Source organism: Rhodococcus sp. B7740 (genome assembly GCF_000954115.1).
GTDB lineage: Bacteria > Actinomycetota > Actinomycetes > Mycobacteriales > Mycobacteriaceae > Rhodococcoides.
Window position 1 is genome coordinate 3,851,774 of sequence record NZ_CP010797.1, and the last position, 21,582, is coordinate 3,873,355.

Here is a 21,582-nt window from a genome sequence, read left to right on the forward strand (position 1 = left end):
GAGTCTCGACTTTCCGTGCCGCGAAAGGTCGGATTCAGATCGTGCGCAGGTGCCGCTGCTTTCGATGAGAGCGTAACCGGCCGAGTTCGTCCAGCGCAGAACGAGATTGCGCATCGACAGGCCGGTAGACGATCAAACGTAGATCAGGGTCGCCGAGTGGAGTGAGGACATCGAACGTCACGGTCACCGGTCCGACGAGCGGATGTCGCATCGGTTTGTCACCGCGGCTGCGCACCGACACTTCACGGGACTGCCAGTAGCGGGCGAATTCTGCGCTGCCTCGTTCGAGTTCGTCGATCGAGGCGGCGAGCTCCTGGTCGTGAGAGTGGTTCACCCATGCGGCACGCAGGTCTGCCACCGCGCCTCGGACGACGTCGTCGCGTGCCTCGTAGAATCCGTCGAATCGGCTGTCCAGGAAACACATTCGTAGAACATTGCGCTCCGACACCGGGCGTTCGTCGATGTCGAGGAGGAGTGCGGCCATGGTGTCGTTCGCGGCGAGGATGTCGAGTCGGTGGTTGAGTACCATCGCCGGTAGCGGACCGATGTCGTCGATCAACGCTCGGATGCCGTCGGGCACCTGCTGGACGGCGGGTCGGTCGGGTGCGCGATGGCCGGCGAGCGTGAACAGGTAGCCCGTCTGATCAGCAGACAACTTCAGCGCATTCGACAGTGACTTCACCACTTGGGCGGACGGCCTGACATCACGTGCCTGTTCGAGACGAACGAGGTAATCCACGCTCACACCGGCCAACGCAGCGACCTCCTCACGCCGCAGACCGGGCGTTCGTGATGCCCCTATCCGAGGTGGTAGACCGACGTCCGACGGGATCAGCGCCTCGCGCCTGGCGCGCAGAAATGCCGCCAGTTCGTCTCGACCCAGGTGCCCGCTCACCCGATCCACGGTAGGGCACTCGGGCGCGATCGGCCTGGTATCGCTCTTCCCAGGATGATCTGGTCCTTTCCGTTCCCCCTCGGTGCCAGGACGGTGAGTGGGACCGGACACGAAGGAGACATGACCGATGACACGTTTGGACGACTACCGACTGCTGGGCCGCTCCGGTCTGCGAGTTTCACCTCTGTCGCTGGGAACCATGACATTCGGCGATGCGTGGGGTTGGGGTGCGGAGGAGGAAGACTCGAGGAAAATCTTCGACGCCTACCTCGACGCCGGCGGAAACATGGTCGACACCGCCAACATCTACACCGACGGACAGTCGGAGCGGTACCTGGGTACATTTCTCCGGGGCCGCCGCGATTCGGTCGTCGTCGCGACGAAATACGCGGCTACGCGTGATCCGTCGGATCCGAACGCAGGTGGGGGCGGTAGAAAGAGTCTCCGCGCGTCCGTCGAAGCAAGCCTGAGGAATCTCGGTACCGACTACATCGACCTGCTGTATGTGCACGCGTGGGACCGTATGACGCCGAGTGACGAGATCATCGCTTCGCTCGGTGAGCTGGTCCGTTCGGGAAAGGTTCTGTACATAGGAATTTCGGACACACCGGCATGGGAAGTCGCGCGAATGCAGACCACCGCGGAATTGCGCGGGTGGCCGCCGTTCGCGGCACTTCAGGTGGAGTACAGCTTGATCGAGAGAACAACCGAGCGGGAATTGTTGCCGATGGCAGCGAGTTTGGGCCTCGGTGTGATTCCTTGGGCTCCCCTCGGCGGTGGCGTGTTGACGGGCAAATACTCTGCCGCAGACCTTGCGACGGCGGGCTCGGACAGCCCAGTGGGAACCCGTCGCGATCACGCCAAGGCGAACGGAACGCTGACCACGCGGGGGCTCGCAGTCGCGGACGCCGTCGTCGGTGTCGCACGCGAACTCGGGGCGTCCGCGGCTCAGGTGGCGCTGGCATGGACGCTCAGGCATCCGTCGGTCGTCAGCTCGCTGATCGGCGCGCGTACTCCGGAACAGTTGCAGGAGAACATCTCTGCGCTCGATGTCACCCTCGACGACTCCCACCTCGATGCACTGCACGCAGCCAGCGTTATCGACCTGGGGTTTCCGCACGAATTCCTGATGCGACCGATGGTGCGCGGCGTCACCACCGGCCGCACCTCGGTTCGGCCCCGTCCCATCAGGACCTGGTGAACCGGGGAATCCTTACGTCGGAGGACGTCGAAAGATCATGGGATCACCGTCGTCGACGAGTGTGAACCCGGCACGCTCGAGCACCCGACGTGAGGCACTGTTGGCCGGATACACCTGCGCCGCCATCGGGAGACCATCCGTGTGATCCCGCGCGAGGTCGATCAGTTCGCCGGCGTAGCCACGACCCCATTGGGTCGGATGCACCCAGTACCCGACTTCGATGTGATCCGATCGTCGAGTCAGGCTGAGCAAGCCGACGGGGTGTCGATCCTCGGCGGTGCCGATGAACCATCTCGGCACGTCCGGCGTTCGGGTGTCCTCGGCGTTCAGGGAACGTGAGAAACGACCATCGAAATAGTCTCTACTCCAGGGTTTTCCATCACCGACCCATCGGACGACCTCCGGGTCCGACGCCATCGAGAAGAGAAAATCGGTGTCGGACGGGACAGCAGCGCGCAGCTTCAGTCGAGTCACAACTCGTGGACCTGCGAAGTCATCTCTCCGCCAACATCCCCGGTGTTGACGGTGCCCGCCCTCTCGAACAGCAACGCCGACACCTCCTCGACGGCCTTGGGACAGTGCTCGACGCCTGCCGGGACGACGAAGATATCACCAGGTCCGAGAACGACGTCCCGGTCGCGCAGCTGGATGATCAGTTCCCCGCGGTGGACGAAGAACATCTCGTCTGTGTCCGGGTGTGTGTGCCAGACGAATTCGCCGAGCAGCTTGACGACCTTCACGTCGTAGTCGTTGACGCTGACGAGTCGGTGAGGCTGCCAGGGCTTGTCGATCTTGTTCAGTGCGTCGTCGACATTGCGCTTGTTGCTGTCGGCACTGTCGCGGTCGATGCTCACAGGGCTGCCCTTCGTCGTCGATCGAGTCGGCTCGATGAAATTCTACCTGCGTCGTGACCCGGCGACGGTCCGCACGGATCGCTGCGAACGAGCTCACCCCGCCCGACACTTTCCCGGACGGGACCACGGTGAACAACCCGATACACCTGCTGCGCAACACGTTTGATCTCGAATCGGTCGACATCCGGTCCGGCGGTCGCAGCGACGGTCGGACGCTCGAGAACAGACGAAGAGCAGTAGGCTGCTGGTGACGTGAACACGGTACCGGCACGAACAGTCGGCCGTCATCGAATTGTCGCAAGGAGGACCGGCCGCATGAATCTCGCCGACTACGACGTCCTGAGCTTCGATTGCTACGGAACGCTGATCGATTGGGAAGCGGGCATCCTCGAGGTGCTCAGACCATGGGCGCAGCAGGCCGGTTCTCCGCTGTCCGACGACGAGCTTCTCGAGATGCACGGCGTCAACGAATCTCAGGCGCAGCGGGATTCACCCTCTGCGCTGTACCCGCGGATACTCGCCGATGCTTTCGCGCAGACCGGGCGCGCATTGGGAATACCTGTATCGGCCGAGTGGGCGGACAAGCTCGGGGCCTCCGTTTCGGATTGGCCGGCATTCGAGGACTCCGGCACCGCCTTGGCGTCTCTCGGTGAGAGCTACAAGCTCGTCATACTGTCCAATGTGCACCGCGACGGTTTCGCAGGTAGCAACCGCCGGCTCGGCGTGCAGTTCGATGCCATCGTGACCGCGGAGGACGTCAAGGCCTACAAACCGGCCGACAACCACTTCGACGCGCTCGATGGAGTCCTCGAGATGCTGGGTGTTCCACGATCACGGCTACTCCATGTTGCACAGAGCCTGTTCCACGATCACGTACCGGCGAAACGGCACGGCATCGCCTCGGTGTGGATCGATCGGCGACACGATCGCCTCGGATGGGGAGCAACACCGGAGCCGTCCGAGCAATACAGCGTCGACATGAAATTCCCGAGCATGGCCGCATTCGCAGCAGCGGCCCGCGAAGCCCGCTCGGATGCGTAAGGTCTCCGCACTGATTGGATTCTCACTCGGGCTCATCGCGTCGATCGGTATCGTCCTGTGGACGGGCGCACCGCGTCGAGTGAATTACACGTTCGTCGCAGGCCATTCGCAGTACTCGGAGTTCCTGGGTATGCCTGGGCCGCTGGGCGCACTCGTAGTCGGTTTGCCTGTTCTGGGAGCAGTCGTCGGCTTAGTTGTAGGCGTGCTGATGTCGAGGGCGCGAGGGTAACCCGATCCCGCGCGAGGTGGCCCGCACCGCCTGATCGTCACCAATGCCAGGCGTTGCCTCCGACGTTCTCGATCGTTCGTTGCAGGACCTCGATGGTGGTCACGAAGTCTGCCTCACTGATGCCCCTCATGCGCTCCTCCTGCAGCATGTTCTGGAGATCGGCTGCGCGCCGGAACACGTCGCGACCATCCGGGGTGAACGTCAGACGTGAATTCGATTCCACGATCCAACCTTTGGACTCCGCGGAGTCGATGGCCTCGACGATGACCTCCGGGGTGTCGTTGTGACCGATCTTCTCGATCGTCTCGGCGCGCTCGGCTCCTGCGGGATGCAGCGAGATCTGATGTAGCAGCCACCATTCGGGTTGTGTGACGCCTATTTCGTGGAGCGCGCCGCGGGTCCGCGCCCGAATGGCTTCACCCGCTCGTGCGGTCCAGAACCCGATGGGCTGACGCTCTGGCGGCTGCATCGGTCTGCTGGTTGTCGTTGTCATGAGGCTGACCCTAAAACCTGAACCGAACTTCAGGTCAAGGGTAGAGTCCCGCCCGTGGACAGCCCATCAGGGAAGAAGCTGGTTGCAATGCTCGCGGCAGTCGGGGCCTCGACGGGCGCAGCCGCAGCGGTGGTCTGGCATGTCGCCGTTGTCGATCCGCAGGACCTGGGAGTGACCTACGCCCGTCCTAGTTGGTTCCCAGTGTTGCTCTATCTCGTCGGTGCCGGGCTGGGGATCGGTTTGATCGCAGCGTCGTTTCTCGTCGATTCGGGCGTACGTCTCGTCCAGGATCGGCAGCGCAGTCGCATCCACCTGTTCGCGCTGCTGATCGTCATCGGCGCGGGTCTGGGAGCCGGCAGCGCCCTCGCCTGGACGCACTGGCCGCCGCAGCCGACCGAAGTCGTTGTCACGCCGCCGCTGTCGTGGCCTCGATACTTCGAGAGCCACGGCAGCACCACTGGGCTGCACCAGTCGCTCTACGGCGTCGCCATCGGAGAAATCTCCGTCGAGCCCGACGTCGATACGACGTCCGCGACGATCCATCTCGAAAATGAAGCGACTCCATCGACCTTCACCCCCACCATCGGCGATCCGTGGTTGGTGTTTCCGATCGGTGGAGTAGCGATTGCAGCGTTGGCCGCATTGTCGTTGTCGCTGCGGGACTTCCGCCTGACCGTTTTGTCGCGCTCGGATCAGGACGCTGTGTGACGAGCCTTATTCGTCGGTGCGCAGTTGGTCGACCAGTGCGAACAGTCGGCCCAGGTAGTCGCTGTGGAAGATCTCCGTCGCGCGGATTTTGGCGTCTCCGTCGAGACCGAATTGAAGATTGACGAGTTCGACCCCGATGGCGACGCGTCGAGCATCGAGTTGTTCGAGTTCGGCGGCGAGAGCGTCGACCTTGGCAACCGGAGACAGTTCGTCAGTCATCCCAGAATCGTAGAGGTCAGCCGACGGCGGCGAGGAACTCGCTGTAGAACAACCCGAGCCCCAGTGCCGACGCGATGGCAGCGAACAGCCACAGTCGGATGATGACCGTCGTTTCCGCCCAGCCGGCCAGCTCGAAATGGTGGTGGATGGGTGCCATGCGGAACGGTCGCTTTCCGGTGCTCTTGAACGACGCGACCTGGATGACGACGGAGGCGCTCTCGGCGACGAACAGGGCTCCGAAGACGAGGGCGATCAGTTCGGTCTTGCTCACGATCGACAGGCCTGCGAGCAGTCCGCCGAGGGCGAGTGAGCCGGTGTCGCCCATGAAGATCTTCGCCGGAGCTGCGTTCCACCAGAGGAATCCGATGCAGGCACCCGCGGCAGCCGCGCAGACGACGGCGAGGTCGAGTGGATCGCGCACCTGGTAGCACCCGGCCACGGAGTTGGTGGCGCAGGATTGCCGGTACTGCCAGAACGTCATCACCGTGTACGCGCCGAGGACGAGTGTCATCGATCCTGCGGCCAAGCCGTCGAGACCGTCGGTGAGGTTGACCGCATTGGACCAGGCGACGACCAGGAAGACACAGAACAGCACGAAGACGATCGGGGCCATGGTGAAGAACGTGGACTGGCGTACCAACGACAGTTCGACATTGCCCGGAGTCAGTCCGTTCCCATTGCGGAACTGCAGCGCCAGCACGGCGAAGATCACCGCTGCACTGATCTGCCCGACGTACTTGCCGGTCGCCTTGAGTCCGAGGCTTCGCTTCATTCGAAGCTTGATGTAGTCGTCGAGGAATCCGACGACTCCGAGTGCCGTCGCAAGAGCGAGTATCAACAGCGCCGAAGCCGACGGTCCGTCGCCGCCCATCGTCACCAGGTGGGAGCCGAGGTAACCGGCCCACAGGCCGACGATGATCGCGACGCCGCCCATCGTCGGCGTTCCTCGCTTGGCGTGGTGACTTGCCGGACCCTCGACACGGATCTCCTGGCCGAATCCCTGCCGGGTGAACAGCGCGATGAGAAATGGAGTCAACAGAATCGAGACCGCCAACGCGATTCCACCGGCGATGAGAATGTTGATCATGCGTTGAAGCCCACTCTTCCTCTGTGCTGCTGTTCCTCACCGAGATGCTCGTCGAGCACCGCGGGATACTGTGCCAAACGAATCCGCAAAAGTCGCATTGCGTGACGAAGGCGTTACTCAGGGTTGGTAGGCGCTCGGCGGCATTCCGACCAGTTCGGTGAACTCCCGAGTGAAGTGAGCCTGGTCGAACCAGCCGTATCGGGCGGCCAGGTCTGCCAGCGGACCCGAGTAGCCGTTGTCGAGTTCACTGACAGCGTCGTGAATCCGATACCGCCCGAGCACCCACTTGGGCGTCGCGCCGACGTAGCGCTCGAACAGCCGTTGCAATCGACGAGTGCCGATTGCGCACCGCTGTTCCACCTGTGCGACGCGAACCAGCGTCCGGTCGCGCAGCATCGTCGTGATGATGTCCAGGACGGTCCGGTACTCCGGTTCCACGTCACGGGCATAGGGCGCGAGAACCGAGTCGACGACGGTTCGGCAGTGGTCGGCATTGAGATGTCCTCCCAGCTCGGCCAGTGCAGCAACGGTCTCGGCTCGGAACGGGGTCGGCGGCGCGACCGAGACGTCGCGCAGATTTCGGGCCACGGTTCCGGTGAAACTCGCGTAGCCGCCGGGACGGAACTTGACCCCGAACACCCAACCGGATTCGGCGAGCACGACGTCGAAGCGACGGGTGAGCACGCCCGTCACGACCACCGGTTCGACGACGCCTTCCCGGGTCCAGCCGTGCTCGACGCTCAACGTGCAGGCCGGGTGTGGGAGCGTCGAGCTGCGATACGAGATGTCCGACGGCAGATCCCATCGCAGCTGCCAGTAGTTCTCGACCCACGGTTCCAACGCCGTTGCACACGGCAGCCGTGTCAGATCGACATACCGAGCCAGCTGATCCGGCCGCAGGACGCCGGACTGGGTGGCTGTCGCGTTTTTCCTATCCGGCACGCGCGTCAGTGTAGGAGCCTGGTCCGACACGAAAAGGAGAACACCATGACCGAGACACCCGTTGCCACGCTGAAGATGGTCACCCTGGACTGTGCAGACCCTACGGCCAGCGCGGAATTCTGGTCGTCGTTGCTGGGCTGGAGCGTTGTGCACGCGGAGCAGGACTACGCGATGCTGCAGGGTCCGAGCAGTGCGCTCGGATTCGGTCGCGTCGACGATTACCAACCGCCGTCGTGGCCCAACGCCAACGGCAGCAAGCAGTTTCACTTCGATCTGGCGGTCGAGGACCTCGATGTCGCGGCGTCGGCTGCGGTGGAGCTGGGTGCGACGCTGCCCGAGGACCAGCCGGGCGATACCTGGCGGGTGCTGCTGGATCCGGCCGGGCATCCGTTCTGTCTGACGAATGCCGCGAACTGGGGCTGACACGGCTAGCCTTGTCGTCGTGAAACCACGTCTGGCAGGAATCGAGATCGTCGTCGCCGATATGGCCGCAGCTCTGGCGTTCTATCGCGTTCTGGGACTGGACATTCCGGCCGACGCCGATGCCGAGCAGCACGTAGAGGTCGACCTCGGCGGCGTCAGGTTGCTGTTCGACCTGCCGTCGACCATCGAGTCGTTCGATCCGACGTGGACGCCGCCCAGCGGGGGCCACCGCGTCGCGCTCGCGTTCGATTGCGGTTCCGCCGCCGGAGTGGACGCGGCGTGGGCAGCGGTGACCGAGGCGGGGTACACCGGACACCTGCAGCCGTGGGATGCGTTCTGGGGGCAGCGTTATGCCGTCGTACACGATCCCGACGGCACCACCGTCGATCTGTACGCGAACCTCTGAGGCGTCAGCTCGACGGAGCGATGATCTGAATCAGGTTGCCGCAGGTGTCGTCGAACACCGCAGTGATCACCGGGCCCATCTCGGTGGGCTGCTGAGTGAACCGAACGCCCAGGCCGATGAGCCGATCGTATTCTGCTGCAACACTGTCCACCGCGAACTGTGTGAACGGGATGCCGTCCGCGAACAGTGCATCCTTGAACGGTGCGGTTGCGGGATGACCGCTGGGCTCGAGCAGCAACTCGGTGCCTTCAGGATCCTGCGGCGAGACGACCGTGAGCCAACGATCGGGGCCACCCATGGCTACGTCGTGCTTGACGACGAAGCCCAGTACCTCAGTGTAGAACGTCAGCGCTTTGCTCTGATCGTCGACGAAGACGCTGGTGATGTCGATTCTCATGCCGGTCCCTCACCTCTCGGCCCGCCGGCCAGTTCGACTGCGACGTCGAGGTGGCCGAGGTGACGGGCGTATTCCTGGAGTACATGGAAGCAGATCCAGATCAGAGTCGGCCGCTCATCGGTGAATCTTCCACCGAGAGTTGCCAATTCGTCCATCCGGTGTGAGCTCAGCACCTCATCGGTGAGCCGAGCACCGTCCTCGAGTCTGCGCAGCAGGGTCTCGGCGTCCACATCGTCCGGCACATGCCAGGAGCCGTCCTTCGAGTCACCCCACGGCGCGTCGACTGCCCTTCCGAGAAATCCCCAGACGAACCAGCGCTGCTCCATGTGCACCAGATGGGTCAGCATCTGCACAGGGGTCCACTCGGACGGGACGGTTGTGCTGGTCAGGGCATCGCTGCTCAGTGCAGTGATGCGCCGAACCAACTCGCCGCGATAGAAGCGCAGGTAATCGCGGAACAGGTCGGCGGGATTGGACAGAGCGGAGTTCGGTTCGGGAAACGTCGTCAGCTTGGCCATGGCTTCTCTAGTGGTCGGCTCATTCGCTTTTGCGCTGTTCGCGGGCGATGCGACGCTGCTCCTCGGCGCGGGCGCGGCAGCGGCGTAGGAACTCCTCGTCGCTTTCCTGCGTCTGGGCGACGGCTCGTCCGGGTCTTGCGTCGTACTCGGGATAGGCCGACGCGGTACGAGGTGCACCGCTGCCACCCCAGATGCCGCCGTTCTCGGGCCGGCCGACGATGAGCCACGCAATGGACCCGGCGAGCGGCAGAACGATGACGAGCAGCAGCCAGACGATCTTCGGGAGGTGCCGGATTCTCGAATCGTCGGCGGTGATGACGTCGATCAAACAGAAGATCGACAGCAGCATGATCAGCAGGCCGAGGTACGGCACGGAAAATCCTCCAGTCTTTTCGAGACCGTGCGGTCGGTCTTTCGCGACTATCAGATCACTCGTTGTACCACCGATCAAGTGCTGCGAACGTCTCGAATGTCGTGGTTCAGCCGAAAACCAGCAGAGCAGCCAGGGTGAGCATCATCGCTCCGATGCCGAGGTCGAGTACCCGCCACGCCGCGGGCTTGGCGAACAGCGGACTGAGCACCCGTGATCCGTAGCCCAAGGCGGTGAACCACAGGACGCTGCCCAGCATCGCGCCGACGGCGAACCACCACCGCAAGTCCCCCGGCTGTCGGTTGCCGATCGAGCCGAGAAACACCACGGTGTCGAGGTAGACGTGAGGATTGAGCCAGGTCAGGGCCAGGCAGGTGGCAAGGGCGGCGATCAGCGAACCCGTTCCCTCCACCTGGGAGGTCATGGCAGCAGGCGTTCGGGCGCGGTTCAACGCCATCAGACCGTAGACGAGGAGAAACAGAGCACCCAGGACGGTCACGATCCGCAGAGCCACGGGAAATCGATCCACGAGGACGCCGATTCCAGCCACCCCGGCCAGGATGAGGACCGCATCGGACAGTGCGCACACCGCGACCACCGGTAATACGTGGGCTCGCTGCAGCCCCTTGCGCAGCACGAAGGCGTTCTGCGCTCCGATGGCGACGATGAGGGAAAGTCCGACGCCCAGTCCGGTGAGGGTCGATTGCGCGGCCGCAAGGGAGGTCATGACGGCAACGTTAGGAGCGAGCCGTCATTAGGTCCAGCGAATGTATTTCAGGAACAATTAGCGTAGCTTCATCTAATGGAGATCGAGCAGCTCAGAGCCCTGAGGGCCGTGGTCGACAGCGGAACGTTCGAAGCCGCGGCCCGCGCGCTGTACGTGACGCCCTCGGCGGTCAGTCAGCGCATCAAGTCACTGGAGCAATCACTCGGCCGGACTCTGGTCCAGCGGAGCAAGCCGGTGGTCGCAACTCAGTCGGGCGTCGCAGTGCTGCGTCTGGCGCGCCAGATCGACACTCTCACCGAGCAGACTCGTGCCGAACTGAGTGACGACGGCGTCGCCGCGCCGATTTCGCTCGCCGTCAATGCGGATTCGATGGCGACCTGGGTGTTGCCCGCGCTCTCTTCACTGGCGCGCAACACCACCTTCGATCTGCATCGACAGGATCAGGACCGGACGGCGCAGTTGCTGCACGACGGGATCGTCTCTGCCGCAATAACGTCCGTTGCCGATCCGGTTCGTGGCTGCACCGTCCGACGCCTCGGTGCGATGCGCTACCGGCCGTCGGCCACACCCGAGTTCATCGAACGGTGGTTCACCGCAGGAGTGACGGCAGAGGCCTTGCGCTCCGCGCCTGTGGTGGTGTTCGATGCCGACGACCGGTTGCAGGACAACTACTTACAGCGATTCGATGTCGAACCGCATGAGCCGCCGAGACATCTGGTGCCTGCGTCCTCGGATTACGCACGGGCCGTCGACCTCGGCTTCGGCTGGGGCATGATTCCCGATCTTCAGGCCCGCGAGACGCTGATGTGCTTCGACGACAACGGAATCGACGACGTGACGCTGTATTGGCAGCAGTGGTCGTTGTCGTCTGCCGCACTCCAACGGGCAGCCGATGCCGTGGCAGAGGGCGCAGAGCGAATGTTGTTGTGATTCAGGCCGGACTGTCGTTCGGCACGATCTCGGGCAGACCGTCGCCGACCGGATCGAGAATCGCCGCCGAGCGGGCACCCCACCGCTCGTGCGCGGATTGCCGCGACATGCCGACGGCCGTCCCGATCGTCGCCCACGTTGCACCCTGAACCCGGAGCACCACCACGGTTTCGATGCCGTCCAGGCCTGCCGCCAGTTGCACGCGCAGGCTGAGTAGATGCCACGCGAGACTCCGACGTGCAGGCAGATCGGAAGATTGATCGGCCTCCCATTCCGGGGTGCCCGGCAGCGGACCGGTGCCGATGATCTCGTCTGCGATACGGCCCGCTTCGGTGGCTGCCGCTGTTACGACCGCCCGCGTTGCAGCGGTGATATCAGCCTCGGCTGCGAGGGTGATGGGATCCATGACCGACCTCCTGTGTCAGGAAAATCCTGACAGCAGGCCGCCGATGTTGTCAAGAGTTACCTGACAATGTCAGAGCATTCTCAGCACCCGGTCGATGGAGTCGACGGCCTGGGTCAGCTCGGTTTCGGTGATCGTCAGTGCAGGGCGGAATCGCACTGCCGACTCGCCGCAGCCGAGCGCCAGTACATGTTGCTCGGTGCGCAACAGCTCGATCACTCGGTCACGGGTGGAGGCGTCGGGCAGGGAGAAGGCGCACATCAGCCCGCGTCCACGGACCTCGGATACAACCGTGTGTCGAGTTGCCAACTCCTGCAACATGTTCAACAGCACTGCTCCGAGCTCACCGGCGCGGTCGATGAGCTTCTCGGATTCGACCACTTCCAGAATCCGACGCGACCGCACCATGTCGGTGAGGTTGCCACCCCACGTCGAGTTGATGCGGGAGCTGACAGCGAAGACGTTGTCGTCGATGTCGTCGACGCGACCGCCGGCCATGACGCCGCAGACCTGAACCTTCTTGCCGAAGGCGACGACATCGGGGACGACGCCCAGCTGCTGGAATGCCCATGCGGTGCCGGTCATTCCAGCACCGGTCTGCACCTCGTCCATCACGAACAGCGCGTCGAACTCGTGGCACAGCTCGCGCAGCTTCTGCAGGAAGCGCGGCCGGAAGTGATGGTCTCCACCCTCGCCCTGGATGGGTTCGATGATGGCGCAGGCGATGTCGTGCGGATTGGCCTCGAACGCCATGCGGGCTGCCGCCAGCGATGCGTCCTCGAGTTCGTCCATGTTCGCGTCGGATCTGATGGAGGGTGACGGGATGCGCGGCCAGTCGAATTTCGGGAAGCGGGCGACCTTGTTCGGGTCGGTGTTGGTCAGCGACATCGTGTAGCCCGAGCGTCCGTGGAATGCGTGCTCGAAGTGCATCACCTGCGAGCCCAACGAGGGATCGATGCCGTTGCGCTCGTTCCACCGTGACTTCCAGTCGAAGGCGACCTTCAACGCGTTCTCCACCGCCAGTGCGCCGCCCTCGACGAAGAACAGGTGCGGTAGGCGAGCGTCACCGAGAACCCGCGCGAACGTGTCGACGAATCGGGCCATGGGCACGGTGTAGATGTCGGAGTTGCTGGGCTTGTTCATCGCCGCCTGCATGAGATCGGCCCGAAACTCCGGGTCGTCGATCAGGGCGGGATGGTTCATGCCCAGCGCATTGGACGCAAAGAAGGTGAACAGGTCCAGATAGCGGGTGCCGTCTCTGGCGTCGACCAGGGTGCACCCGGTCGAAGCATCGAGGTCCAGTACCAACTCGAAACCGTCGGCCAACAGGTGTTCGCCGATCACGTCGCGGACGTTGGAGGCATCGATGGTCACTCCGGTGCGCTGTAATACTTGCGTCATGGAGACGAAGATACGCGTTAAAATTCCGTAAGCAAGTCCATATGACAGGAAATTATACTGTTGTGACCGTCGTCGGTAGGCTGATCTCCGACGGTTCGGTTCTCTTCACGGAAGGTGTACGCGCATGTCTGCATCCATCACCCACGACGAGTTGAGTGTGCGCACTCGCGCCATCCTCGACCGGCTGGGTGCCACGATCGCGCTCGACGCCCCCGCGGGACCCGACGCGATCATCGCGCGATCGCCGATCACCGGTGGGAACCTGGCGTCGCTGGCGTCGGCCTCGGCTGCCGACGTCGAGGCCGTCGTCGCCGACGCGCGCACCGCGTTCGTGTCGTGGTCGCAGGTGCCCGCTCCGGTACGTGGTCAGGTGATTCGGGAACTCGGCGAACTGCTGCGCGTACACAAAGAGGATCTGGGCGCGCTGGTGTCCATCGAGGCCGGAAAGATCGTCTCCGAGGGCCTCGGTGAGGTGCAGGAGATGATCGACATCTGCGACTTCGCCGTCGGACTCTCGCGTCAGCTGTACGGCAACACGATCGCCACCGAACGGCCCGGGCATCGGATGATGGAGCAATGGCATCCGCTCGGTGTCGTCGGTGTCATCACCGCCTTCAATTTCCCTGTCGCCGTGTGGAGTTGGAATACCGCTCTTGCGCTGGTCGCAGGAGACACCGTCATCTGGAAGCCGTCGGAGAAGACTCCGCTGACCGCCGTCGGAGTGCAGGCGCTGTTCGAGCGTGCCGCCGCTGCCGCGGGAGTGGACCCCAAGATCGCGCAACTGGTGATCGGTGATCGCGCGTCCGGTGAAGCGCTGGTGGACGATTCGCGAGTTGCGTTGGTATCGGCCACCGGCTCGACGAGAATGGGCCGTGCCGTCGCACCTCGGGTCTCCGAGCGATTCGGCCGGGTGTTGCTCGAACTCGGTGGAAACAATGCCGCGATCGTCACGCCGTCGGCCGATCTCGATCTGACGACGCGTGGACTGGTGTTCTCGGCCGCCGGGACGGCCGGTCAGCGCTGCACCTCGCTGCGACGCGTCATCGTGCATTCCTCGGTCGCGGAGGAACTGGTCGCAAAGCTGGTCGCGGCCTACGAGACGCTCTCCATCGGATCTCCCTTGGCCACAGACACTCTGGTGGGCCCGCTCATCGACGCCGGTGCGTTTGCGGGGTACCAGAAGGCGCTCGAAGCCGCGGTATCCGACGGCGGAACAGTGGTGGTCGGCGGGGAGCGGGTGAACGTGGTCGACGAGTATTCGTTCTACGTTCAGCCCGCGATCGTGACGATGCCCGCGCAGACCGACATCGTCAAGCACGAGACGTTTGCCCCCATCATGTACGTGCTGACGTACGACACCCTCGACGAGGCCATCGCACTGCACAACGATGTGCCGCAGGGTCTTTCGTCATCGATCTTCACGACCGACCTGCGTGAAGCCGAGCGCTTCCTGTCCGCTGCCGGCTCCGACTGCGGCATCGCCAACGTCAACATCGGACCGTCCGGCGCCGAGATCGGCGGGGCATTCGGCGGAGAGAAGGAAACCGGCGGCGGACGTGAATCCGGTTCGGACGCATGGAAGGCATACATGCGGCGAGCTACGAACACGGTCAACTACTCCAACGAACTGCCCCTGGCGCAGGGAGTGAAATTCGGCTGACGGCATGATCGACAGTATGAAAGTACTGTCGATGATCCTGGCCGGTCTTTCCGTCGGTTATTCGATCAGTGTGATGGCTCTCCAAGATCCGCTGCTGAGCAGGGGATTCGGTTTCGAGGCCACGACTGTCGTGGATGGTGTTCTGGTACTCGCGGTCACCGCCGCCCTCAGCGCAGTGGCATCGGGGCGCTGGGGCGACCGTGCCGCCGTGTGGATTGCGGTGGCCGCGCTGCTGGGGATCGTCTTCGATTCTCTCGGCATGACTCCGGGATTGCTCGGTGATTGGGTAGCGGCGCTCGGTGGGGGTGCCTTGCTCGGTGCCGCGGCAACCCTGGCAGGAACCCATCGACGCGCGCAGGTTGCCCTCGCGGTAGGACTACTCGTCGCAGCGCGGGTGGGAGCGGAATTGGTCACGCTCCTGGCGAGCTCGTCCGGCCCGCGGTTTGCCTGGGAGGTCGCCGGCCCCGAGGATGCGGTGGTGCCCCAGACGGCAGCCATCGCGGTTGCCTTGGCTGTTCTCGCCGCGCTATTTCTCGTTGCTGGATATCGAACCGCGTCGGTTGCAACGTCGCAGGTGAGCACTCGAATACTCACGGTCGGAATTGCACTGCCATTGGTTGCCGGCGGATTCGGTTGGTGGGCCGGCGAATACCGCGACAGCACCCTCGTGTGGTTTCTTGCGCTCGCCGGGCTGACCATTGCGGCGCTCGTCGCTGCCTGGTTCCTACCGAAGCGCGCCGGCTCCCTGATCCTCGTGTTGTTCGCCTCGTGGGCGGCCGGAGTCTCGTCATTCGACTTCGCCGACCGGTCCTACACCTCGGTCGGCCTGGCGGTGTTGCTGTTCGTCGCAGGCGGGCTGATCGCCTACCGCTTCCCACAGATCTACCTCGGGCTGCTCGCACTGTTGGTGATCGCGGCCGTGAATCTCGCTCAGACCTTGGGCGTCGTTCTCCCCGTGTCGATTCAACAATGGGCAGTGCCCTTCGTTGCGGCCTACCTGCTGGTGTCGGCATTACCGACGGAACCGACCTCGTTGGCGATCGGCGTGACCGTTCCATTCACGATGGTATTGACGGTCACGATCTACGGGGGTAGTTACGGCCCGCTGGATTCGGCAGACGACTTCGAGTTCTTCGGTTCGTCGCAGCCGTCCGCAACCGCACTGTCGGTCGGCGGCCTGGTAGTTCTCCTGGTGTGCGCGGTTGGAGTGTGGCTTCTGCGGCGCAGATCGCCAACGGGCCCTGTGTAGGAGCCGATACACACGTCTGCTTCTCTGATCGACCTCGACTTCGGGACGACAGCACTGGTGGTAGTTCTCTGCGTCGCACTTCCCTGATCTGATCCGTTGGTAGACAGGTGCGGCTGGTCACTGAATTCTGCCGTCACACTCGATACGACAACACACGAGCCCGCCCACCCGATGACTGCGGTGGACGGGCTCGTGAGCGTTCTGCACTGGACTACGGCGCAGGTACAACCTCGGTGGTCGTGGGAATCACGGACTCGGCAGCCGTCTCGGTTGCGGTGACGCAGACCGGCGGTGCTCCCTCGACGGGGGTTTCACCCTCGACGGGGATCGTGCACTCGGGGGTCGTCGCGACGACGGCGGGTGCCGGTGTCTCGGCGGTGGTGACGGGTGCAGGCACAACCGGAACGGTGGTGGTCACAACGGGCGTCGGGGTTGCCGGGGTTGCCGGGGTGGTCGTGGTGGCCTTCGGAGTCGTGGTTGCCGACGTGGTCACAGGTGCCACGATCGTCTCGACCGCTGCACGTCCGGCCTTCTCCTGCACCTCTTTGGTCTTCACCGGCTCGCCCCGGTTGGCCTGCTCGGCCAGCTGGGTCAGCCAGGCCGCTGCGTACTGCACCGAGGTCAGTGGCTTGCCGTTGGCGGCGTCGGCGTCGCGCCAGTAGTCGAAGTGGTGTCCCGATCCGGGTGCCAGGGTGAGGCCGTACGGGTCGTTCATCACGACGGGGATGGTGTTCTGGTTCGAGGAGATGAATCCGGTGATCTCCTTGAAGATCTTCTGCGGCAGGTACACCATGTCGACCATCTGACCGGTCTCGATGGGCTCCTGCTCGCCGTCGACCTTGGCCGAGACCGGAGTGGTCACTGCGCCGGGCTTGTAGCCGGGCTCGGACACCTTGATCAGCACGTCGAGGAACGTCTCGTCGCTTTGCATCCAATTGGGCTGAGAAGCAATGTCGTTGAAGGCATTGACGGCGATGCGTCCCAGTGCGAGCGCCAGATCGGCACCGGTGGCGGGGTTGAGGTTCTCGTTCTGCAGCGCGTCGGCGTTGACCTGGCGACCGACGTTGGCGGCGAGGTGAATCAGTGACGTGTTGGCGGGCAGTGCGCAGGTGAGGTCGCCGTCGGAGCAGAAGGACGCCACTCGGCCGTCGAGCGCTCCGAATCCACCGGACGTACCGGGTAGTGCTCCTTGACCGGGAATTGCGTTGTTGCCGTTCTGGTACCGGGTGTCGAAGCCGTCCGGATTGCTGAACGGGTTCTCGGCGCCGGGGAACGGTCCTTCCCCGGCGACGCGGCCGGCGTCGGCGAAGATGACGACACCGACGACCTGGTTGGGGTCGACGATTCCGTAGGTGCCGTCGGCGGACGCAACCTGGTTACCGACCTCCATCGCGGTGCGGCGGGCAACGTCTGCGCCCTCGCTGTAGCCGACGATGGCGAAGCGGGTCTTGGGGCAGGACGCCGAGATCGTCCTCATGATGGTCTGCGAGTTGGTGACGCCGGTCTGTACGGCGTTCTCGTAGCTCGCCAGGTCTGCCGGGTATTCGACGTACACCGCGGCGTAGGAGTCCGGAACCACGTTGCCGTTGTTGGGCGCACGGACGGCCTGGTCGATCCAGTCGCTGGAGTAGTCGCCGGACATCGCTGCGGGGAGCCGCTCGCCCTCGGGGGTGGTGAGCCACTTGACGCCCTCGCGCGGGGTGTCGCCGCGGCCGCCGATAGCGATGCTCACCATGTCGTAGCAGGTTGCGGTCGAGACCAGTTCGATCGATGCCTCGGTGCTCGTGGACGGAGTCGACCACGGTGCGGCAACGACTACTCCGGCACCGAGGGCTCCGATCGCAAACGCGCTCAGCGCGACGCGCGCACGCTTCGACTTGCCAACATTCATGTCTTCGATCCCCATCATGTCCGCCCGAACCGATCCCCACTGCAGTTGCCAATGGGTTACCCGGGGTTTCGTCGGTCGGGTCGTTCGCGTTACAAACCGCATCATTTACCGTCGTACGCATGGCTTTTCACCGACGAATGACATCGACGGAATTCGACCTGACCGATGGGTCGACCTGCGTCGTGCGCGAGGCGGTGGCGTCGGACCCCCAATCGATCGTGGCTCTGCTCGTCGCCGACCCGCTGGGTCTCACGCGGGAACGCGCCGATGACATGGATCGGTATCGCACCGCCTTCGACGACATCTCATCGGACCCGCGAAACCTGCAGGTCGTGGCGGTGCACGGTGACGAGGTGGTGGGAGCGCTGCAGTAGACCGTCATTCCCGGGCTCGCCCACGTCGGATACAAGATGGCACTCGAACTACCGAATAGATACCCTGGGGGGGTAGGGTAGTGCCGTGAACACAGAACGGCAGGAGCTCGACGCACCCACCAAGCTCGTCGGATTTTTCGTCGGGATGGCGTTCCTGTTCCTGGCGGCGCTGTTCGTCGGGGACAAGATCGGACCCGACGCCCAGGCGACCGCAGCCGCGTCGCACACCGGCCACGACGCGCACGACGAGACGGCTGCCCCGGCCGCAGTGCCAGCCGGGCTCCAGGCCACCCAGGACGGCTACACACTCTCGCTCGAACGATCGGTCGTCGAATCGGGACCGGACGTACCGGTCGCCTTCACGATCAGCGGACCGGGCGGGGCGGCGCTGACCGACTACGACGTCATGCACACCGAGGAACTGCACCTCATCGTCGTTCGGCGCGATCTGACCGACTTCCAGCACGTCCATCCGACGCGCGACGCGTCGGGAACATGGTCGACGACTCTCGATCTCACCCGATCCGGGCCATACCGCCTGTTCGCCGACTTCACCCCGGCCGGCGGGGAGAACATCACCCTCGGGGCAGAGTTGACCGTTCCCGGCGACTATCGGCCGGAGCCCCTGAGTACACCGAATGTGACATCGAGGGTCGACGGTTACGAGGTGACGCTCACCGGATCGGTCACCGCGGGCTCGAACTCCGTCGTGTCCTTGTCGATCGCGCAGAACGGCCGCGAGGTCACCGATCTCGAGCCGTATCTCGGTGCGTACGGACACCTGGTGGCCCTCCGCGCCGACGACCTCGCCTATCTACACGTTCACCCCGAGGACGGGCCGCCGGGACCGACGGTCGACTTCACCGTCGACGCGCCGACCGCGGGAACATATGCGCTCTTCCTGGACTTTCAGCACGGGGGCGTCGTGCACACAGCCGAATTCACCATCGAAGCACGGGAGGGGCAGGCATGAGCCAGGAAACCGAACTGATCCTCGGCGGCATGACCTGTGCGTCGTGCGCCAACCGCATCGAACGCAAGCTCAACAAGCTCGACGGGGTATCGGCGACGGTCAACTACGCCACCGAGAAGGCGCGCGTCACCAGTGACGGTGTGGCCACCGAGGACCTGATCGCGGCAGTCGAAGCTGCCGGCTACACCGCCTCTCTGCCTGCGGCCGAACCGGCCGACGAGCCTCCCGCCGACCCGCTGAAGCAGCGATTGATCGTCTCGGCGGTGCTCAGCGTGCCGGTGATCGCGATGGCGATGATTCCGGCGTTGCAGTTCACCAACTGGCAGTGGCTGTCGTTGACTCTCGCCGCGCCGGTGGTCGTATGGGGCGCGCTGCCGTTCCACCGCGCCGCATGGACCAATCTGCGGCACGGCACCTCGACCATGGACACCCTCGTCAGCATGGGCACCCTCGCGGCGTTGGGGTGGTCGCTCTATGCACTGTTCTTCGGCACCGCAGGCACCCCGGGTATGACGCATCCGTTCGAGTTCACGATCGCGCGTACGGACGGGGCAAGCAACATCTACCTCGAGGCCGCAGCGGGCGTGACCACCTTCATCCTGGCCGGACGATGGTTCGAGAGCCGATCCAAGCGCCAGGCCGGCGCGGCGCTGCGCGCTCTGATGGACCTCGGTGCCAAGACGGTGGCGGTGCTGAAAGACGATACGGAACAACAGATTCCGATCGAGCAGTTGGCCGTCGGCGATCTGTTCGTCGTTCGTCCGGGCGAGAAGGTCGCCACCGACGGCACCGTCGAGGGCGGCTCCTCGGCCGTCGACCGATCTATGCTGACGGGCGAATCCGTGCCCGAGGAAGTCGGCGTCGGCGACGCAGTGGTCGGCGCGACGCTCAACGTCGGTGGCCGAATCATAGTGCGAGCCAAGCGAATCGGATCCGACACTCAGCTCGCACAGATGGCGAAGGCCGTCGAGGATGCGCAGACCGGCAAGGCGCAGGCGCAGCGATTGGCCGATCGCATCTCCGGGATATTCGTGCCGATCGTCATCGCGATCTCGGTCGCGACCCTCGGATTCTGGCTCGGTGCAGGCAGTTCCGCAGCGGGCGCGTTCACTGCTGCAGTCGCGGTGCTCATCATCGCGTGCCCGTGCGCGCTCGGCCTGGCCACACCGGCTGCGCTGATGGTCGGCACCGGCCGGGCCGCTCAACTCGGGATCCTGATCAAGGGCCCGGAAATCCTCGAATCCACGCGCCGCATCGATACCGTCGTACTCGACAAGACCGGGACCGTCACCACCGGTGAGATGACGCTGCAGTCGGTGCACGTGGCCGACGGTGAGGACGAGACCGAGGTCCGTGCCGTGGCGGCAGCGTTGGAATCGGGTTCGGAACACCCCATCGCCCGCGCCATCGCGGGTTCGACCCAGTCCATGGCCGTCGAAGAATTCACCAGCCTCGACGGCCTCGGGGTGCAGGGCGTCGTGGACGGTCGCGCCGCGGTCCTCGGGCGTCGCTCGTTGTTGGCCGACTGGTCGATGCCTCTACCCACCGAACTCGCAGATGCATTCGAGGCCGCCGAACGGCAGGGACGCACCGCCGTCGCTCTCGGCTGGGACGGCAGGGCCCGCGGAGTGCTGGTGGTCGCCGACTCGGTCAAGCCGACTTCGAAGCAGGCCGTCGCGGAACTGCGGGCACTCGGCCTGACCCCGGTCATGCTGACCGGCGACAACGAGGCCACCGCTCGCACGATCGCCGCCGAGGTGGGAATCGACGAGGTCATCGCCGGTGTCCTGCCGACGGGCAAGGTCGATGCCGTTCGGGAACTGCAGGCGTCGGGCAAGGTGGTGGCGATGGTCGGCGACGGCATCAACGACGCGGCCGCCCTCGCCACGGCGGACCTGGGGCTTGCGATGGGTACGGGCACCGATGTGGCGATCGAGGCCAGCGATCTGACGTTGGTGCGCGGTGATCTACGGGCCGTGGGCGATGCCATCCGGCTCTCCCGGCGCACCTTGAGCACGATCAAGGGCAACCTGTTCTGGGCCTTCGCCTACAACGTCGCCGCTGTGCCGTTGGCCGCTGCGGGCCTGCTCAACCCGATGCTCGCCGGTGCCGCGATGGCGCTGTCGTCGGTGTTCGTGGTGAGCAACAGCCTGCGGTTGCGCCGGTTCCGTTCGTCGATGTGACCGGTTGG

The 21,582-nt window shown here is 64.4% G+C and carries 25 protein-coding genes; 11 read left to right on the forward strand and 14 right to left on the reverse strand.

All coding sequences use genetic code 11. The features are described 5' to 3' along the window. Positions 1-34 precede the first annotated feature (34 nt). Positions 35-895, reverse strand: a complete 861-nt coding sequence (locus tag NY08_RS17795) for a helix-turn-helix transcriptional regulator (RefSeq protein ID WP_045200683.1) — start codon at positions 893-895, stop codon at positions 35-37. Between the two features lie 127 nt (positions 896-1,022). Between NY08_RS17795 and NY08_RS17800 the strand changes: the two genes are divergently transcribed. After that, positions 1,023-2,096 (forward strand): aldo/keto reductase, encoded by a 1,074-nt coding sequence (locus tag NY08_RS17800; RefSeq protein WP_045197837.1) that lies wholly within the window; start codon positions 1,023-1,025, stop codon positions 2,094-2,096. A 12-nt stretch (positions 2,097-2,108) separates the two neighbouring features. Here the strand turns inward: NY08_RS17800 and NY08_RS17805 are convergent, their stop codons facing one another. Beyond that, on the reverse strand, positions 2,109-2,570 hold the full coding sequence (locus NY08_RS17805; RefSeq protein ID WP_045197839.1) for a GNAT family N-acetyltransferase: 462 nt from the start codon (positions 2,568-2,570) through the stop codon (positions 2,109-2,111). Beyond that, on the reverse strand, positions 2,567-2,896 hold the full coding sequence (locus tag NY08_RS17810) for a cupin domain-containing protein (RefSeq protein WP_200893228.1): 330 nt from the start codon (positions 2,894-2,896) through the stop codon (positions 2,567-2,569). Before NY08_RS17810 ends, NY08_RS17805 begins: the two co-directional genes overlap by 4 nt. A gap of 369 nt (positions 2,897-3,265) precedes the next feature. Between NY08_RS17810 and NY08_RS17820 the strand changes: the two genes are divergently transcribed. Continuing rightward, positions 3,266-3,991 carry an HAD-IA family hydrolase gene (locus NY08_RS17820; protein ID WP_045197843.1) on the forward strand — a complete coding sequence of 242 codons (726 nt, stop codon included), beginning with the start codon at positions 3,266-3,268 and terminating at the stop codon, positions 3,989-3,991. A 266-nt stretch (positions 3,992-4,257) separates the two neighbouring features. On the opposite strand, the gene NY08_RS17830 is transcribed toward NY08_RS17820, so the two are convergent. After that, positions 4,258-4,713 (reverse strand): MarR family winged helix-turn-helix transcriptional regulator, encoded by a 456-nt coding sequence (locus NY08_RS17830; protein WP_045197847.1) that lies wholly within the window; start codon positions 4,711-4,713, stop codon positions 4,258-4,260. Between the two features lie 54 nt (positions 4,714-4,767). On the opposite strand from NY08_RS17830, the gene NY08_RS17835 reads away from it, so the two are divergent. Next, positions 4,768-5,421 (forward strand): hypothetical protein, encoded by a 654-nt coding sequence (locus NY08_RS17835; RefSeq protein ID WP_045197849.1) that lies wholly within the window; start codon positions 4,768-4,770, stop codon positions 5,419-5,421. Positions 5,422-5,427: 6 nt separating this feature from the next. Here the strand turns inward: NY08_RS17835 and NY08_RS17840 are convergent, their stop codons facing one another. The 3 genes from NY08_RS17840 to NY08_RS17850 form a co-directional block, all read right to left on the reverse strand. Next, positions 5,428-5,640, reverse strand: coding sequence for a hypothetical protein (locus NY08_RS17840; RefSeq protein ID WP_045197851.1), 213 nt, complete (start codon positions 5,638-5,640; stop codon positions 5,428-5,430). Positions 5,641-5,656: 16 nt separating this feature from the next. Next, a complete protein-coding gene (mraY, locus tag NY08_RS17845) occupies positions 5,657-6,727 on the reverse strand; it encodes a phospho-N-acetylmuramoyl-pentapeptide-transferase (RefSeq protein WP_032397044.1) in 1,071 nt (356 codons plus the stop codon). A gap of 117 nt (positions 6,728-6,844) precedes the next feature. Next, complete coding sequence (locus tag NY08_RS17850; protein ID WP_235386950.1) at positions 6,845-7,669, reverse strand: helix-turn-helix transcriptional regulator; 825 nt, start codon at positions 7,667-7,669, stop codon at positions 6,845-6,847. 45 nt (positions 7,670-7,714) lie between these two features. Between NY08_RS17850 and NY08_RS17855 the strand changes: the two genes are divergently transcribed. Together NY08_RS17855 and NY08_RS17860 are read left to right on the forward strand one after the other, a co-directional pair. Continuing rightward, positions 7,715-8,092: a VOC family protein gene (locus tag NY08_RS17855; protein ID WP_032397046.1), complete on the forward strand. Its 378-nt coding sequence runs from the start codon at positions 7,715-7,717 to the stop codon at positions 8,090-8,092. Further along, the gene (locus tag NY08_RS17860) at positions 8,073-8,498 is read left to right on the forward strand and encodes a VOC family protein (protein ID WP_045197855.1); all 426 of its coding nucleotides are present in this window, start codon (positions 8,073-8,075) and stop codon (positions 8,496-8,498) included. Before NY08_RS17855 ends, NY08_RS17860 begins: the two co-directional genes overlap by 20 nt. Before the next feature lie 4 nt (positions 8,499-8,502). Here the strand turns inward: NY08_RS17860 and NY08_RS17865 are convergent, their stop codons facing one another. From NY08_RS17865 to NY08_RS17880, 4 genes are all read right to left on the reverse strand, one after another. Continuing rightward, positions 8,503-8,895 carry a VOC family protein gene (locus NY08_RS17865; protein WP_045197856.1) on the reverse strand — a complete coding sequence of 131 codons (393 nt, stop codon included), beginning with the start codon at positions 8,893-8,895 and terminating at the stop codon, positions 8,503-8,505. Then, positions 8,892-9,413, reverse strand: coding sequence for a mycothiol transferase (locus tag NY08_RS17870; RefSeq protein WP_045197858.1), 522 nt, complete (start codon positions 9,411-9,413; stop codon positions 8,892-8,894). Before NY08_RS17870 ends, NY08_RS17865 begins: the two co-directional genes overlap by 4 nt. 19 nt (positions 9,414-9,432) lie before the next feature. After that, complete coding sequence (locus NY08_RS17875) at positions 9,433-9,786, reverse strand: PLD nuclease N-terminal domain-containing protein (protein ID WP_045197860.1); 354 nt, start codon at positions 9,784-9,786, stop codon at positions 9,433-9,435. 106 nt (positions 9,787-9,892) lie between these two features. Further along, a complete protein-coding gene (locus tag NY08_RS17880; RefSeq protein WP_045197862.1) occupies positions 9,893-10,510 on the reverse strand; it encodes a LysE/ArgO family amino acid transporter in 618 nt (205 codons plus the stop codon). A gap of 75 nt (positions 10,511-10,585) precedes the next feature. On the opposite strand from NY08_RS17880, the gene NY08_RS17885 reads away from it, so the two are divergent. Beyond that, a complete protein-coding gene (locus tag NY08_RS17885) occupies positions 10,586-11,440 on the forward strand; it encodes a LysR family transcriptional regulator ArgP (RefSeq protein ID WP_045197864.1) in 855 nt (284 codons plus the stop codon). A gap of 1 nt (position 11,441) precedes the next feature. Here the strand turns inward: NY08_RS17885 and NY08_RS17890 are convergent, their stop codons facing one another. Together NY08_RS17890 and lat are read right to left on the reverse strand one after the other, a co-directional pair. Next, the gene (locus NY08_RS17890; RefSeq protein ID WP_045197865.1) at positions 11,442-11,846 is read right to left on the reverse strand and encodes a hypothetical protein; all 405 of its coding nucleotides are present in this window, start codon (positions 11,844-11,846) and stop codon (positions 11,442-11,444) included. Positions 11,847-11,915: 69 nt separating this feature from the next. After that, positions 11,916-13,244, reverse strand: a complete 1,329-nt coding sequence (gene lat, locus NY08_RS17895) for an L-lysine 6-transaminase (RefSeq protein WP_045197867.1) — start codon at positions 13,242-13,244, stop codon at positions 11,916-11,918. Positions 13,245-13,368: 124 nt separating this feature from the next. On the opposite strand from lat, the gene amaB reads away from it, so the two are divergent. Together amaB and NY08_RS17905 are read left to right on the forward strand one after the other, a co-directional pair. After that, on the forward strand, positions 13,369-14,904 hold the full coding sequence (amaB, locus tag NY08_RS17900) for an L-piperidine-6-carboxylate dehydrogenase (RefSeq protein WP_045197869.1): 1,536 nt from the start codon (positions 13,369-13,371) through the stop codon (positions 14,902-14,904). Between the two features lie 16 nt (positions 14,905-14,920). Continuing rightward, a complete protein-coding gene (locus tag NY08_RS17905) occupies positions 14,921-16,153 on the forward strand; it encodes a hypothetical protein (RefSeq protein ID WP_144407392.1) in 1,233 nt (410 codons plus the stop codon). 211 nt (positions 16,154-16,364) lie between these two features. Here NY08_RS17905 and NY08_RS17910 read toward each other — a convergent pair whose 3' ends face one another. After that, a complete protein-coding gene (locus NY08_RS17910; RefSeq protein WP_045197873.1) occupies positions 16,365-18,059 on the reverse strand; it encodes a cutinase family protein in 1,695 nt (564 codons plus the stop codon). Between the two features lie 104 nt (positions 18,060-18,163). On the opposite strand from NY08_RS17910, the gene NY08_RS17915 reads away from it, so the two are divergent. From NY08_RS17915 to NY08_RS17925, 3 genes are all read left to right on the forward strand, one after another. After that, positions 18,164-18,418, forward strand: a complete 255-nt coding sequence (locus NY08_RS17915; protein ID WP_144407393.1) for a hypothetical protein — start codon at positions 18,164-18,166, stop codon at positions 18,416-18,418. 85 nt (positions 18,419-18,503) lie between these two features. Continuing rightward, entirely contained in the window at positions 18,504-19,391 is an 888-nt protein-coding gene (locus tag NY08_RS17920) for a hypothetical protein (RefSeq protein ID WP_235386954.1), read from the forward strand. Continuing rightward, complete coding sequence (locus NY08_RS17925) at positions 19,388-21,574, forward strand: heavy metal translocating P-type ATPase (RefSeq protein WP_045197874.1); 2,187 nt, start codon at positions 19,388-19,390, stop codon at positions 21,572-21,574. The genes NY08_RS17920 and NY08_RS17925 overlap by 4 nt, the downstream gene beginning before the upstream one ends. The last annotated feature ends 8 nt before the right edge of the window (positions 21,575-21,582 follow it).